Consider the following 14,766-nt stretch of genomic DNA (forward strand, 5'->3'; position numbering starts at 1 on the left):
TGACCAGTCGGGTGCGGTGAGCCCGTCCAGCAGCGCCAGGTCCATGGCGTCGAGCACGGAGTCCTCGTAGGTGCTGGACCACCCGTCGTAGCCGGTGGCCACGTCGACCGTCCGGTAGTGGCGGGGGGGGGAGGGGGGGGAGGGGGGGAGGGGGGGGAGGGGGGGGCGGGGGGGGGGGGGAGACCGGGCCAGCGCTACCTGCGGGTCGGCGGCGGGGCCGGTGAGGTGAATGTACCCGCCCCGGGGAGACCCGTCCATTTCCGTGGCCCACCCGGGGTGGGCCACGGACGCTCCGTGCGGGAGGGACTACTTGGCGGCGGTGGCGGCGGTGGCTCCGTGGCCCGCCTCCCACTCCTCGCGCGTCGGCGGGATGGGACGGGGCTCCTTGCGGCCCAGGCCGACCTTCTTCATCACACCGGCGACGGCGGCCAGGGCGATGCTGGCGACCAGGGCGATGACGGTCCAGGTGATGAGGGCGCCGCCGAAGATGATGGCGACGGCGGCCACGGTCCAGGCGACGATCCAGGAGACGGTGAGGAACCAGGCGGACACGGTGTTGCCGTGGTCGTCGTGCTCTTCGTGGTGGGCGTCGGCCATCAGGGGCTCTCCTTGGGTTGGGCTGGCCGCTCGGCCAGCGGTGCGGGTTCGGTGTCGTCACCGGGTTCGGCGGGGACCGCCGGTTCGGTTCCGGCGGGCGTGCCGACCTCCGGGGCGCCAAGAGTGGGGTCGTCGCCGGCGTCCAGCGATTTCCACAGGTCGGCTGGTGTCTCCGCCTGGCGCGGACGCGGTGCGGCGTCCCGATCGTACCGGTTTCCCATGCCCGGCCAGGCAGGGGCCCGCACCAGCGAGACGAGGCCGGACAGGAGCAGCAGGACCGCCCCCGCGGCGCCCATCACGGGCCCGAGGGCGTGGAGTTCCGGTGCTCCGGCGGTCTGCGCGGCGCCCGCGGTGTCCGTGGCCAGCCGGGTGACGGCGTCGGTCAGCGTGCCCGGGCGGGTGGCCGACCAGAGTGAGGTGAGCGCGAACACACCGCAGGCCGTGATGAGCAGGGCGACGACCCGGCGGGCCCATGAGCGGGCCGCGTACAGGCCCACGATCCCGGCGAGTCCGGCCCAGCCCAGCCCGCGCAGGGCTCCGGTGAGATCGCCTCCGGTGAGCTCCACCGGGACGGCGGCGACGGGCCCGGGCGAGGCGAGTTCACCGGTCACCCACACGCGTCCGGAGGCGGCCAGCATGAGCGCCGCCCCGGCGGCCGTGGCGAGCGTGGTCGCGCCGTACTCGCGGCGGACCCGGGGCGCGGAGCCGGTCACAGCAGCCGCCCGGCGTCGAAGCACGTGCGGTCTCCGGTGTGGCAGGCGGCGCCGGTCTGGTCGACGCGCACCAGGAGGGTGTCACCGTCGCAGTCGAGTGCGACGGACACCACGCGCTGGGTGTTCCCGGAGGTGGCGCCCTTGACCCAGTACTCGCCTCTGCTGCGCGACCAGTACGTGGCGTCGCGGCTGGTGAGGGTGCGGTGCAGGGCCTCGTCGTCCATCCAGGCCAGCATGAGGACCTCCCCGGTGTCGTGCTGCTGCACGACGGCGGGGACCAGGCCGTCCGCGGTGTGCTTCAGACGTGCGGCGATGTCCGGGTCGAGGTTGGTGGCGCTCATGCCCTCCAGGTTATGGCCGCCGTCGGCGCGTTGCCCACCGGGTGCTGGTTGACGCCGGTCACTCCCCCGCGCTCGGCGGGGGGATTAGAGTTCGTGCGTCCGTGACGTCGCCGTTCCGACGGTTCTGCCAGCTTGGGAGCTCCCTTGACCGCCGAGCACCTGTCCGCCGACCTGGCGGGGAAACCCGCCGCGTTGACCGAGCTCGCCCAGCGCTTCCCGCGCTGGGACCCCTACGCCGCGCTGCCCGCGCTGTTGGAGGACGAGCCCGCGTCCGTGCGGTTCCTGGCCCTGGGACCGGCGCGGCGCGCGTGCGAGGTGGCCGCGTCACGGTTGCGGCGCGGGGGTGTGGCGGCCCACGCCGACTTCTCCTCCTCCGCCGAGGAGCCCCCCACCGGTCCGGAGACGCTCGTGGTGGCGGTGAGCCTGGGCGACGGCCAGCGGGAACTGCACTCGGTGCTGGACCGGTACGTGGGGCGGTCACCGGTGATCGTCCTGGCGCCGGACGAGAACGCCGTGGTGGGGCGCTACGCCGACCTGCTCGTGCCGTTGCGCGCAGGTGAGGAACTGTCCGGACTGGGATGCCGCGCCTACCAGCACGCCCTGGCGCTGCTCCTGCTGCTGGGGCAACGGTTGGGTGCGCCCGCCACGGGAGGCAGCACGAACTTCCCGGGGTTGCTCCGGCGGGTCGCCAACGCGTCCCGGGTGCTGTTGGAGGGCGCCCCGGAGTGGGTGCCCGAGGCCGCCCGGTTGCTGGACTCCCCCGACGGAGTGCGGCTGGTGGCCCCGGCCGAGCGGCTGGCCTCCGCCGAGCAGGGCGTGCGTGTGCTGCGCAGGGGGCCGATCCGGGTGGCGCACACCGCCGAGACCGGTGAGTGGTCGCACTCGGACCGGTACCTGGCTGCGGTGACTGACTACCGGGCCCTGCTGTTCGCGGGGTCCGCCTACGACCAGCGTTTCGCCGAGCACCTGGGGCAGCTGCGCGGTTCGTTCGTCGCGGTGGGACCCACCCCCGGACACGAACGCGTTCCGGGGGTGGGTCTGAGCGTGCGCTATCCGGGAGACGGCGACCCGGACGTGAGCCTGCTGACCGAACCGCTGGTCGCGGAGCTGTTGGCCGCGCACTGGTGGAGCTGAGGCAGCCTCTCCTGGACCCCGCTTCGCTCTGACCCGGGTCCGGGCGCGGGAACCTCAGGCGGAGGAGCGGATCCAGGAGGCGTAGAGGTCCGCGTACACGCCGGGGCGGTCCACCAGTTCGTCGTGGGAGCCGCTCTGGACGATGCGGCCGTCGTCGAACACCAGGACCCGGTCGGCGGCCTCGGCCGTGGACAGGCGGTGCGCGATCGCGACCGACGTGCGTCCCCGGGTCAGGCGGTCCAGGGCCCGCTGGATGCGGACCTCGGTGTGCGGGTCGACCGCCGAGGTGGCCTCGTCCAGGACGAGCAGGTCCGGGTCGGCGACGTAGGCCCGCACGAGGGCGACCAGCTGACGCTCCCCCGCTGACAGGGACTCGCCGCGCTGGCCCACCGGGGTGTCCAGACCGTGGGCGAGGCTGCCCAGCCAGTCGGAGAGGCCGAGCTCGTTGACGGCCGTCTCCACCTCGGCGTCGGTGCTCTCGGGGCGGGCGAAGCGGATGTTGTCACCCAGGGAGCTGTCGAACAGGAACCCCTCCTGGGGAACCATGACGACGCGGCTGCGCAAGGAGGAGAAGGAGACCTCGCGCAGGTCGACCTCGTCCAGGCTGACGGTGCCGGAAACGGGGTCCATGAGGCGGGTGAGGAGCTTGACGAAGGTGGTCTTGCCCGACCCCGTCTCTCCCACGACCGCGACCCTGGTGCCGGGCGTGATCTCCACGTCCACGTCGTCCAGGACCACGGGGCCCTCGGGGTAGGAGTAGGTGACCCTGTCGAACCCGACCCGCACCGGTCCGCGCGGCAGCACGCGCCCGGCCTCGCCGGGGTCGGCGATGTCGGGGACGGTGTCCAGCACCCCGAGCACGCGCCGCCAGCCCGCGATGGCGTTCTGGGCCTCGTTGAAGATCTCCGTGGCCATCATCATCGGCTGGATGAACAGCGTCATGAGGAACAGGAAGGCGATGAGCTGACCGGCGGTGAGGTCGCCCCCGACTCCCAGCCACACGCCGACCAGGACGACGGCGACGTTGCCGAGCGCGGCGACGATCTCGGCGAAGGGCGAGACGGCCATGGACAGGCGCTGCGCCCTGACCTGGGCGCGGCGGGTGGCCAGCACCGTGGTGTCGATGCGTCCGGCGGTGCGCTCCTCGGTGCCGTGGGCCCGGATGACGGCGGCTCCCATCACGGTCTCGCCGATGGCCCCGAGCATGTCGCCGGTGCGCTCGCGGACCGTGAGGTAGGCCCTGGACAGGAGCTTCTGGAGCCAGCGCACGCCGAAGAGCAGCGGCAGGAAGCAGATCCACACCACGAGGGTGAGCTGCCAGGAGTAGACCGCCATGAGCGTGGTGGCGACCAGGAGCTGACCGGTGCTGACCAGCAGGAGCAGCCCGCCCCACTGCATGAAGGTGCTGATCTGGTCGACGTCACCGGTGACCCGGGAGACCAGGGCGCCCTTGCGCTCGCTGTTCTGGGTCAGCACGGACAGGTCGTGGACGTGCCGGAAGGCCTTGCGGCGCAGGGTGGCCAGCCCGGACTCGGTGGCCCGGTACAGGCGCAGGTTCATCAGGTACGAGCAGAACATGGTGACCACAAGCAGTCCGGCGCAGACCGCGACCATGCGGGCCACGAAGCCGAGGTCGGGGCCTCCCTGCCCGGTGAGCCCATTGTCGATGATCTGCTGGACCGCGACGGGCACGATGACCTTGCCCGCGGTCGCGACCAGCGCGAACAGCAGGGTCAGCCACAGGCCCCGGGCGAACTCCGGGGACAGTTGGAGACCGCGCCGGATGGTGCCGAGGGCGGTGTCCTGGTTCTGGTGCAGGGACAGGACGGGGTCGCGTTCGGGGCGCCCCGCCCCGGCCGCCTGTTCCGACCTGTCGTCGGTACGGGCCTGGGTCGGTGCGCTCATCGGCTGGTCTCCTCGGCGGCGTCGGTGGGGTGTCCACCGGCGGGGCGGTGGGGTTCCGTGGGTCCGGGCTCCTCCGGGATCGGGGCGCGCTCGGCCTCGTTCTCGGCCGAGGCTCGTTCGTAGGCGGTGACGAGCCTGTTGTAGCCGCTGGAGGTGGACAGGAGCTCGGTGTGGGAGCCGCGTGCCAGGACGCGCCCGCCCTCCATGTAGAGGACCTCGTCCGCGAGCTCGATGGTGGCTCTGCGGTAGGCCACGACGACCACGGTGGCGGCGTCGTCGCGTTCGCGCAGTCCGGCCAGGATCTGGGCCTCGATCTGCGGGTCCACGGCCGAGGTGGCGTCGTCCATGATCAGGAGCCGGGGGCGGCGGACGATGGCACGGGCCAGGGCCAGGCGCTGGCGCTGGCCACCGGACAGGGTGGTGCCCTTCTCTCCGAGGCGCGCGTCGAGTCCGCCGTCGAGTTCGGCGATGAAGCCGTCCGCGCGGGCCAGTCGGAGCGCGGCCCAGATCTGTGCGTCGTCGACCCCGGCCGCGCCCAGGGAGATGTTGTCGCGGACGGAGTCCTCGAACACGAAGGTGCCCTGGGGCACGAGGGCGGCGTGACCCGGGATCTGGTCCCTGGCGAGGTCGCGCAGGTCGACGCCGTCGTAGCTGACGGCACCGGAGTCGGGGTCGACCAGCCGCATGAGGACGGTGGTGAGCGTGGACTTGCCGGAACCGGTGGGACCGACGAGGGCGACGGTGCGTCCGGGGGCGATGTCGAGGTCGACACCGTTGAGGACGGTGGTGCGGGCCCCCGTGACGGTGTCGTCCAGGAGGTCGCGGACGCCTCCCTCGGCGTCGTAGGCGTCGGCGTAGGAGAAGGTGACGTCACGGGCGCTGAGCGCGAGACCGCGTTCGGAGGGCTCCAGGGTCCGGTCGCCGTGTTGCATCGTGCCGCCGGAGTTGAGGACGGACTGGACGCGGTCCCAGCCGACCACGCTGCGGGGCAGGTCGCCGAGGATCCACCCGAAGGAGCGGATCGGCAGAGCCAGGAGCGTGAAGAGGAACGCGATCTGGACAAGTTCGCCGGGTTCGATGGCGCCGGTGGACAGGCGCCACATGCCCAGGAGGAGCACGGCGAGCACACCGAAGTTGGGCAGGGCCTCGGTGAAGGGGTCGAAGATGGAGCGCATGCGGCCGACCTGGATGAGGGCGTCGCGCAGGCGGTGGGCGGACTGGGTGAAGCGTTCGGTCTCGGTGTCCTCGCGGCCGAGGGTCTTGACGACGAGGGCGCCGTCGAACGACTCGTGGGCGACGCCGCTGACCTCGGCTCGCAGGGCCTGGGCCCGGGAGGCCATCGGTGAGACCCGGCGCTGGAAGACGACGTTGGCCGCGGCCAGGATCGGGAAGACCACGAACGCGACCAGAGCCAGGACCGGGTCGGTCACGACCATCGCGATGGAGGCGATGACCAGCATGAACACGCTTCCGACGGCCATGGGGAGCGGGGCGAGGGGCTGCCAGGCGGCCTCGACGTCGGCGTTGGCGTTGGACAGGAGCTGGCCGGTGGGGTGGCGGTGGTGCCAGGAGAGCGGGAGTTCCAGGTACTTGCGGGCGACGGCGCGGCGGTAGCGGGCCTGCATGCGGAACTGCATGAGCCCGGCGAGCAGGCGGCGCAGGGCCAGGCCCACGGCCTTACCGAGGCCGACCGCCATGAGCAGGGCCGCGGCGGCGACGAGCGCGGCCGCGGTCGTCTCCCCCGCGGAGAAGGCCGGGAGGATGGTGTTGTCGGTGAGGTACCCGAGCACCGAGGCGGAGCCGACGGTCACGCCCGCGTGCAGCATGGCTCCGGCGACGGCGGCGAGGAAGATCCACGGTTCGGTGCGGGCGGCGACCCCCAGGACACGCATCCCCCGGGCGAAGACGCCCTTGTGGGGGTCGGTGACCTGGTCGGGGGTGCTGGTGTCGGCCCCCTCCGCGGTGGGTTCGCCCGGCGGGTCCCCCTCCCGCTTCGCCTGGTCCGCCGTCGTGGTGCCCTGCGCCATACGCCCCCCGTTTCCGCTTCTTGACCGGCTCGCTCCGGCCGCCCGGTCCGCGCTCCGTCCGTTCCCGGGCATGCCGAGGGGCACGGGTCGCGTGTTTGGGCCAACCTATCCAGCGGCTCCGACAGCTGCCACCGGATTGTTTCAGCGCGGGACACATCAGTGCTATTCCGTACAACGGGAACTTCCCGGAGGGGGCGGGGCGCGCACGCGTCGGGCCCGGTACGCCGCAGTTGGCGTACCGGGCCCGACTTCTCTCACATCAGGGTGGTGCTGGTGTGACTAGCGCACCGTCTGCATCTCCCGGGTCTGGTCGCCCTCGACGGGAGCGTCCTCGACCGGGGCCTGCTCCACGGGAGCCTGCTCAGCCGGGCCCTGCTCGGCCGGAGCCTCCTGAGCGGGAGCCTCCTGGGCGGGGGCCTCCTGGGCGGGGGCCTCCTGGTCCGCCTCCGCGCTCACGGCGCGGCAGCTGTCGACGCCGGTGATGACGGCCCTGTAGGTCAGCCTGCCGAAGGCGCCGTCGACACCGATGCACAGGTCCCGCTGGGCGTTGCGGACGGCCCGCTCCGTGGCGGAGTTGTAGGTACCGTTGACGTTCAGGCCGGCGTTGTACTTCGCGTTGAGCAGGACCTGCACGCCGCGGACACCGAAGCCGCGGTCGTCCCGGTGGAAGGAGTCGGCGCTGGTCGGGAACAGCTCGTTCCTGATCTTGATCCAGCTCTCCGACTCGAGGACGCCGTTGACGGCGATGCCCTCACGGCGCTCGAAGTCGCGGAGCACGCGGTCGAACTCCCGGGTGAAGGTCTCGCTCGGGTTGTCGGTGATGTACCCGAGGTGGTTCAGGAAGTACTGCGCGGCGAGGATGTCGGCGCTCGGGCCGGGGTTCCGGAGCGAGTAGTTCGGCCAGATCTGCGCGGCCTCGATCAGCTGGATGACCTCGTTCGGGGTGCGCTCGTAGTCGTCGGCCGCGGCGGTCGGTGCCATGAGCGCCATGCCGCCGAGGGCGATGGCTCCGGCGGTGGCGAGGGAGGCGATCCGGCGCACGACGCCGGTCAAGACAATCTTGGACATGATGTGCGGTTATCTTCCTGTCGTGGCTGGTAAGACGCGCTCATGCTCACACGGATCACGGCTTGGTCAACGACATGACACGCTTTGATTACTGACAGCGATCATTGACATGGTTGCGCAGGTCACAGGCCCCGGGCGAGTCCGCCCGGGGCCTGTTGCGTTTCTCCACGGCGTGTCGTCGCCGTTCCGGCTACCGAACCGGGTATCCGGCCTCGCGCAGGTTCCGCTTGACGTCGGCGATGGTGAACTCACCGAAGTGGAAGACGGTCGCGGCCAGGACCGCGTCCGCACCCGCCGCCACCGCAGGGACGAAGTGCTCCACCGCGCCCGCGCCGCCCGAGGCGATCAGCGGGACGTCCACCCGCGCGCGCACCGCGCGGATCAGCTCCAGGTCGAATCCCTCCCTGGTGCCGTCGGCGTCCATGGAGTTGAGCAGGATCTCACCGGCGCCCAGTTCGGCGGCGCGCTGGCACCACTCCAGTGCGTCGAGGCCCGCGCTCTCGCGTCCGCCGTGCGTGGTGACCTCGAACCCGCTCGGGGTGGGGCGGCCGCCCTCACGCACCCGGCGCACGTCGGCGGAGAGCACCAGGACCTGGCGGCCGTAGCGTTCGGCGATCTCCCCGATCAGCTCGGGACGGGCGATCGCGGCGGTGTTCACTCCGACCTTGTCGGCACCGGCACGCAGCAGCCGGTCCACGTCCTCGGTGGAGCGGACCCCTCCGCCCACGGTGAGCGGGATGAACACCTGGTCGGCGGTGCGGCGGACCACGTCGAAGGTGGTCTCGCGGTTGCCGCTGGAGGCGGTGACGTCCAGGAAGGTCAGTTCGTCGGCGCCCCCGGCGTCGTAGGTGCCCGCGAGTTCCACGGGGTCACCGGCGTCGCGCAGGTTCTCGAAGTTGACGCCCTTGACCACGCGCCCGGCGTCGACGTCCAGGCACGGGATGACGCGGATGGCCAGGCTCACCGATCCGCACCCCGCACCGTGGTCAGGGCGTCCTCCAGGGTGAAGGCGCCCTCGTACAGGGCGGTTCCCATGATGGCGCCCTCGACGCCCAGCGGGACCAGGGAGGAGATGGCCTCCAGGTCGGCGAGGCTGGACACGCCGCCGCTGGCGACCACCGGCTTGTCTGTGCGCTCGCACACGGTGCGCAGCAGGTCCAGGTTGGGGCCCTTGAGGGTGCCGTCCTTGTTGACGTCGGTGACCACGTAGCGGGCGCAGCCCTCGGACTCCAGGCGGTCGAGGGTCTCCAGGAGGTCGCCGCCGTCGCGGGTCCAGCCCCGGGCGGCCAGGGTGGTGCCGCGCACGTCCAGGCCGATCGCGATCCGGTCGCCGTGCTCGGCGATGATCCGGGCGCACCACTCGGGGTTCTCCAGCGCGGCGGTGCCGATGTTCACCCGGGTACAGCCGGTGGCCAGGGCGGCGGTCAGGGTCTCGTCGTCACGGATGCCCCCGGACATCTCGACCTTCACGTCGAGGCGGTCGACGATGTCGCGCAGCAGGTCACGGTTGTGGCCCCGGCCGAAGGCCGCGTCCAGGTCCACCAGGTGGATCCACTCGGCCCCGGCGTCACGCCAGGCGCGGGCGGCCTCGTAGGGGTCGCCGTACTGGCCTCCGGAGCCCGCCCTGCCCTGGACGAGCTGGACGGCCTGGCCGCCCGACACGTCCACGGCGGGCAGCAGTTCGAGTACGGGGGTCGACGGGGTGTGGTCGCCGGTCATGGTGCCTTCTCGTGCTCGGTTCGGTTCGGGGACATGCGTTCGGGCGCGGACACTGTGTCCGTCACAGGGTGCCGACCCAGTTGGCCAGGACGCGGGCTCCCGCGTCACCGGACTTCTCCGGATGGAACTGGGTGGCGCTGAGCGGGCCGTTCTCGACGGCGGCCACGAACGGCTCGCCGTGCTCGGACCAGGTGACCTGGGGGCCGCGGATACGGTCGCTGTGGCTGACGAACTCCCAGCGGCGGACCGCGTAGGAGTGCACGAAGTAGAAGCGCTCCTCGGGGCCCACACCGGCGAACAGGCGGGAGTCCTCGGGCGGGGTGATGGTGTTCCAACCCATGTGGGGGATCACCGGGGCCCTGAGGCGTTCGACCGTGCCCGGCCACTCGCCGCAACCCTCGGTGGCGCGGTCCTCGGCGTGGACGTCGGCCTGTTCGACACCCCGGTCGAAGAGGACCTGCATGCCCACGCAGATCCCCAGGACGGGACGGCCGCCTGCCACGCGACGGCCGATGATCCGGTCTCCACCGGCGGCTCTGAGGCTGGCCATGCAGGCGCTGAAGGCGCCCACACCGGGGACGACGAGCCCGTCGGCGTCCAGCGCCGCGTGGGGGTCGGAGGTGACGGTGACGTCGGCGCCGGTGCGCTCCATGGCGCGCTGGGCCGAGCGGAGGTTGCCCGACCCGTAGTCGAAGACGACCACACGTGACATTCGAGTGCGTGCCCTTCAGTTGGTGAGGTGAGCGGCCCTGAAGCGGGCGGACTAGGGCGTGTTTTTTGGATGCTTTCGCCGGTGGCGGCGGAGCCGCCATCGATGCGAGCGGCCGTCCAGGCAATCTCTCGCAAGCCGTGGAGCGACGGTCAGCCCGGGTTGGCTGTCCGAGCTTCATCGGCGCAGCGAGAGGCAGCCTGGTGGTCGCGAGCGCGGAATGATCCAAAAAACACGACCTAGAGGTAGCCGAGCCGCAGCACGCCGGAGACCACGGCGAGCGCGACGCATCCGGCCAGGGCCCCGGCGATGAGGCGGTTCCTCCCCCACAGCGCGTAGACGCCGCCCGCGAGGAAGCCGCCCAGGACCATCAGGAACAGGCCCCAGAGGTCGGTGTCCATCTACAGGACGCCCTTGGTGGAGGGCACCCAGTCCACGCGCGGGTCGTTCTCGGTGGCCTGGCGCAGCGCGCGGGCGAACGCCTTGAACTGCGCCTCCACGATGTGGTGGGCGTTGCGGCCGTAGGGCACGTGGACGTGCAGGGCCACCCGGGCCTGGGCGACGAACGACTCGAAGATGTGGCGGGTCATGGTCGTGTCGTAGTCGCGGCCGATGATCGGCGCCATGCCCTCGGGCTCGGTGTGCACGAGGTAGGGGCGGCCGGAGACGTCGACGGTCACCTCCGCCAGGGCCTCGTCGAGGGGCACCTTGGCGTCGGCGAAGCGACGGATGCCCGCGCGGTCGCCGAGGGCCTCGCGGAAGGCGGCGCCCAGGGCGAGGGCGGTGTCCTCCATGGTGTGGTGCGAGTCGATGTGCAGGTCGCCCTCGGTGCGCACGGTGATGTCGAAGAGCCCGTGCTTGGCGAGCTGGTCGAGCATGTGGTCGAAGAAGCCGACCCCGGTGGAGACGTCGGCGACGCCCGTGCCGTCCAGGTCGACCTCGACCATGACCTTGGTTTCCTTGGTTGCGCGTTCGACGCGCCCGATGCGGCTCATGGTGCCTGATCCTTGGTGGTGCTGTCGTGGTGGAGCGGTGCGGTGGTGTCGGGCGGGGCGCCCGACGCGGCTACCGGCCGGTGGCCTTCAGGAGGGCCGCGCGGAACGCTGCCATCTCCTCGGTGGTGCCGACGGTGACGCGCAGCCAGCCGTCGGGGCCGGTCTCACGGATGAGGACGTCCTGCTCGAGGAGGGCCCGCCAGACCCGGCCGCGGTCCTCGAACTCACCGAACAGGACGAAGTTGGCGTCGGAGTCGGCGACGGAGAAGCCCTGTTCCCGCAGCCACGTGACGATGGCGTCGCGTTCGGCGCGCAGGTCGGCGACGGCGCCGAGGAGCTCCTCGGCGTGTTCCAGGGCGGTGACGGCCACCGTCTGGGTGACGGCGGACAGGTGGTAAGGCAGACGGACCAGCTGGAGGGCGTCCACCACGGCGGGATGCGCGGCGAGGTAGCCCACCCGCGCCCCCGCCAGGGCGAAGGCCTTGGACATGGTGCGCGAGACGATCAGCCTGGGGTGCTCCGGCAGCAGGGACAGGGCGCTGGGCGTGCCCTCGCGGCGGAACTCGGCGTAGGCCTCGTCGACGACCACGACGCCGGGGGCAGCCAGGGCGACGCGCTCGATGTCCGCGATCTCCAGGGCGGTGCCGGTCGGGTTGTTCGGCGAGGTGAGGAAGACGACGCTGGGCCGGTGCTCGGCGATGGCGGCCAGGGCAGCGTCCACGTCGATCCGGAAGTCGGCGTCGCGCGGGACCGGCACCCAGTTCGTCCCGGTCCCCCGGGAGATGATCGGGTGCATGGAGTAGGAGGGCTCGAAGCCCATCGCCGTGCGGCCCGGACCGCCGAAGGCCTGGAGCAGCTGCTGGAGGATCTCGTTGGAGCCGTTGGCCGCCCAGACGTTGGCCGCGGTCAGGTCGTGGCCCAGGTAGGCGGCCAGGCCCTCGCGCAGGCGGACCGCGTCCCGGTCGGGGTACCGGTTGAGCCCCAGCGCGGTGTCCGCCACCGCCTCTGCGAGGGCCTTCGCCAGACGCGGTGAGGGGGCGTGGGGGTTCTCGTTGGTGTTGAGGACCACCGGCACGTCCATCTGCGGTGCGCCGTAGGGCGAGCGGCCGCGCAGGTCGTCGCGCAGTGGCAGGTCGTTCAGGGTGAAGCTCACTGGTTTCACACTCGTGGTCGGTTGTGGCGGGACGGTCCACCGGGGCCGCCGTGACCACCGTGGTCACACGAGTCCCCGTGGCCCCTCGCCCCGCCGGGGCGGGCGTCTGACGGCCTCCGGTTCGCTTCGGCCGGTTTTCGGGCGCCGCCGGGGGCGGTTACCCCCGGCACCTCCCCGGAACTGCTGGAACGCCCCCGGGTCAGGGGGTGTTCCCCTCCTCGGCGCGATCCGCGCGCGCGGCGACGGCCTCGCCGTGCGCGGGCAGGTCCTCGGCCTGGGACAGGGTGATGACGTGATGGGCGACGTCGGCCAGCGCGTCACGGTCGTACTCCACGACGTGCACCCCGCGCAGGAAGGTCTGCACGCTCAGGCCACCGGAGTGACAGGCGCAGCCGCCCGTGGGCAGCACGTGGTTGGAACCCGCGGCGTAGTCGCCGAGGGAGACCGGGGAGTGGTCGCCGACGAAGATCGCCCCGGCGTTGCGCACGCGCGCGGCCCGGACGGGGGCGTCCGCGGTCATGATCTCCAGGTGTTCGGCCGCGTAGGCGTCGACGACGGCCAGACCCTGTTCGAGGTCGTCGACCAGGACGATGCCGGACTGCGGACCGGACAGGGCCTCGCGGACGCGGTCGCTGTGCTTGGTGGCGGCGACACGCACGGCGAGGCGTTCGGTGACCGCCTCGGCCAGGGCCTCGTCCGGGGTGACCAGGACGGAGGCGGCGACGACGTCGTGTTCGGCCTGGCTGATGAGGTCGGCCGCGACGTAGTCGGGGTTGGCGGTGGAGTCGGCGAGGATCGCGATCTCGGTGGGTCCGGCCTCGGCGTCGATCCCGATGACGCCCTTGAGGAGTCGCTTGGCCGCGGCGACCCAGATGTTGCCTGGGCCGGTGACCATGTCGACGCGTTCGCAGTCCTCGGTGCCGTAGGCGAACATCGCCACGGCCTGGGCGCCGCCGACCGCGTACACCTCGTCGACGCCGAGCAGGGCGCAGGCGGCGAGGATGGTCGGGTGGGGCAGTCCGCCGAAGTCCTTCTGGGGCGGCGAGGTCACCGCGAGGGAGGACACCCCCGCCTCCTGGGCGGGGACGACGTTCATGATGACGCTGGACGGGTAGACGGCGCGGCCGCCCGGCACGTAGAGGCCGACGCGGTTGACCGGGATCCACTTCTCGGTGACGGTGCCGCCGGGGACGACCTGGGTGGTGTGGTCCTGGCGGCGCTGCGCGTGGTGGACCTTGCGGGCGCGCCGGATGGACTCCTCCAGCGCGGCGCGCACGGCCGGGTCGAGTTCGGCGAGAGCGGTGTCGATGGCGTCCTTGGGGACGCGGACATCGGTGAGCCGCACGCCGTCGAAGCGTTCGGTGAGTTCGACCAGGGCCTCGGTTCCGCGATGGCGAACGTCCTCGCAGAGCGGTCGGACACGTTCGGTGGCGTCCGCCACATCGATTTCGGCGCGCGGAAGGGCGTCGCGCGGGTCGCCTGAGGAGCCTCGGAGGTCGATTCGACTGATCACGGTCCCAGTCTAGGGGGCTCGGCCCAATCCCCGTGTGGTGGTGTCCGGATGATGGACACCACACCCGCGCGACACCGCGCGACCGGGGCGAACCCCGCTCCCCGGCGTCCGCCCCACCACTCCCCCAAACGCGCGACATAAGCGTCGCCTAACTTTGGGACACCTAACCTAATATGACGAAAGAAAGGCTAGCCTTATTCATTGTGACACCACTCGGAGGGGTTTCGTAAAACGCATTTGAATGCGTTATCGTGGTGACATGACTTCGAACAAGACCGGCGATAGCAACCATTCCAAGTTCCACCGTCTCCTCGTCGACCAGGTGCGGCACGAGTTCACCGCCTCGCACCAGTACGTGGCGATCGCCGCCTGGTTCGACGACCAGGACCTGCCCCAGCTGGCCCGGGTCTTCTACGAGCAGTCCCTGGAGGAGCGCGACCACGCGATGATGATCGTGCGGTACCTGCTCGACAACGACGTCACCTTCGCCCTTCCGGGCGTGGACGAGATCGAGACCGATTTCGCCGTACCCCGCGACCTGGTCGCCCTGGCGCTGCGCCAGGAGCGCGAGGTGACCGACAACTTCCAGCGTCTGGCCAAGGTGGCCCGCGACGAGGAGGACTACACCGGAGAGCAGTTCCTCCAGTGGTTCATTCAGGAGCAGGTGGAGGAGGTCGCGACGATGTCGACCCTCCTCAACGTCGTGGACCGTGCCAACGGCAACCTGTTCGACGTGGAGACCTTCGTCGCCCGCGACATGCCGAGCGAGGACAACGGCAGCCAGGGCGCACCGGGCACCGCCGGACCCTCGGTGTCCTGACCGGTCGCGCCCGGCCGCGTGCCGCCTGACCACACGCCCCGTCCGGCCGCCTCCGGGCGGGGCGCCCGCGTC

The 14,766-nt window shown here is 71.7% G+C and carries 15 protein-coding genes and 1 pseudogene; 2 read left to right on the forward strand and 14 right to left on the reverse strand.

All coding sequences use genetic code 11. From position 1 onward, the window contains the following. The 4 genes and pseudogenes from ADX84_RS25990 to hisI form a co-directional block, all read right to left on the reverse strand. Window positions 1-102: pseudogene (locus ADX84_RS25990) on the reverse strand (SAM-dependent methyltransferase); the annotation flags it as partial. A 204-nt stretch (window positions 103-306) separates the two neighbouring features. Continuing rightward, a complete protein-coding gene (locus ADX84_RS10505; protein WP_049571381.1) occupies window positions 307-597 on the reverse strand; it encodes an HGxxPAAW family protein in 291 nt (96 codons plus the stop codon). Then, a complete protein-coding gene (locus tag ADX84_RS10510; RefSeq protein WP_234003912.1) occupies window positions 597-1,334 on the reverse strand; it encodes a Trp biosynthesis-associated membrane protein in 738 nt (245 codons plus the stop codon). The genes ADX84_RS10505 and ADX84_RS10510 overlap by 1 nt, the downstream gene beginning before the upstream one ends. Further along, complete coding sequence (hisI, locus tag ADX84_RS10515) at window positions 1,307-1,651, reverse strand: phosphoribosyl-AMP cyclohydrolase (protein WP_049571387.1); 345 nt, start codon at window positions 1,649-1,651, stop codon at window positions 1,307-1,309. Before hisI ends, ADX84_RS10510 begins: the two co-directional genes overlap by 28 nt. Before the next feature lie 144 nt (window positions 1,652-1,795). Here hisI and ADX84_RS10520 point away from each other — a divergent pair, with 144 nt between their 5' ends. Further along, window positions 1,796-2,785, forward strand: coding sequence for a hypothetical protein (locus tag ADX84_RS10520; RefSeq protein WP_049571390.1), 990 nt, complete (start codon window positions 1,796-1,798; stop codon window positions 2,783-2,785). A 54-nt stretch (window positions 2,786-2,839) separates the two neighbouring features. On the opposite strand, the gene ADX84_RS10525 is transcribed toward ADX84_RS10520, so the two are convergent. The 10 genes from ADX84_RS10525 to hisD form a co-directional block, all read right to left on the reverse strand. Further along, a complete protein-coding gene (locus ADX84_RS10525) occupies window positions 2,840-4,690 on the reverse strand; it encodes an ABC transporter ATP-binding protein (protein WP_049571393.1) in 1,851 nt (616 codons plus the stop codon). Next, window positions 4,687-6,717 (reverse strand): ABC transporter ATP-binding protein, encoded by a 2,031-nt coding sequence (locus tag ADX84_RS10530; RefSeq protein WP_049571396.1) that lies wholly within the window; start codon window positions 6,715-6,717, stop codon window positions 4,687-4,689. Before ADX84_RS10530 ends, ADX84_RS10525 begins: the two co-directional genes overlap by 4 nt. Window positions 6,718-6,996: 279 nt before the next feature. Continuing rightward, a complete protein-coding gene (locus ADX84_RS10535; RefSeq protein ID WP_049571398.1) occupies window positions 6,997-7,785 on the reverse strand; it encodes a peptidoglycan-binding domain-containing protein in 789 nt (262 codons plus the stop codon). A gap of 190 nt (window positions 7,786-7,975) precedes the next feature. Continuing rightward, entirely contained in the window at window positions 7,976-8,749 is a 774-nt protein-coding gene (hisF, locus tag ADX84_RS10540; RefSeq protein ID WP_049571401.1) for an imidazole glycerol phosphate synthase subunit HisF, read from the reverse strand. Beyond that, window positions 8,746-9,504 carry a bifunctional 1-(5-phosphoribosyl)-5-((5-phosphoribosylamino)methylideneamino)imidazole-4-carboxamide isomerase/phosphoribosylanthranilate isomerase PriA gene (priA, locus tag ADX84_RS10545; protein ID WP_049571404.1) on the reverse strand — a complete coding sequence of 253 codons (759 nt, stop codon included), beginning with the start codon at window positions 9,502-9,504 and terminating at the stop codon, window positions 8,746-8,748. The genes hisF and priA overlap by 4 nt, the downstream gene beginning before the upstream one ends. A 61-nt stretch (window positions 9,505-9,565) precedes the next feature. Then, window positions 9,566-10,216, reverse strand: coding sequence for an imidazole glycerol phosphate synthase subunit HisH (hisH, locus tag ADX84_RS10550; protein WP_199776548.1), 651 nt, complete (start codon window positions 10,214-10,216; stop codon window positions 9,566-9,568). A 236-nt stretch (window positions 10,217-10,452) separates the two neighbouring features. After that, window positions 10,453-10,614 carry a hypothetical protein gene (locus tag ADX84_RS26300; RefSeq protein ID WP_049571407.1) on the reverse strand — a complete coding sequence of 54 codons (162 nt, stop codon included), beginning with the start codon at window positions 10,612-10,614 and terminating at the stop codon, window positions 10,453-10,455. After that, window positions 10,615-11,208, reverse strand: coding sequence for an imidazoleglycerol-phosphate dehydratase HisB (gene hisB / locus ADX84_RS10560; protein WP_017544533.1), 594 nt, complete (start codon window positions 11,206-11,208; stop codon window positions 10,615-10,617). A gap of 70 nt (window positions 11,209-11,278) precedes the next feature. Further along, a complete protein-coding gene (locus tag ADX84_RS10565) occupies window positions 11,279-12,361 on the reverse strand; it encodes a histidinol-phosphate transaminase (protein ID WP_049571410.1) in 1,083 nt (360 codons plus the stop codon). Window positions 12,362-12,560: 199 nt separating this feature from the next. Beyond that, window positions 12,561-13,874, reverse strand: coding sequence for a histidinol dehydrogenase (gene hisD / locus ADX84_RS10570; protein WP_199776549.1), 1,314 nt, complete (start codon window positions 13,872-13,874; stop codon window positions 12,561-12,563). A gap of 259 nt (window positions 13,875-14,133) precedes the next feature. Here hisD and ADX84_RS10575 point away from each other — a divergent pair, with 259 nt between their 5' ends. Beyond that, complete coding sequence (locus ADX84_RS10575; RefSeq protein ID WP_017544530.1) at window positions 14,134-14,694, forward strand: ferritin; 561 nt, start codon at window positions 14,134-14,136, stop codon at window positions 14,692-14,694. Window positions 14,695-14,766: the final 72 nt, after the last annotated feature.

It is taken from the genome of Nocardiopsis sp. SBT366 (assembly GCF_001083815.1).
Lineage (GTDB): Bacteria > Actinomycetota > Actinomycetes > Streptosporangiales > Streptosporangiaceae > Nocardiopsis > Nocardiopsis prasina.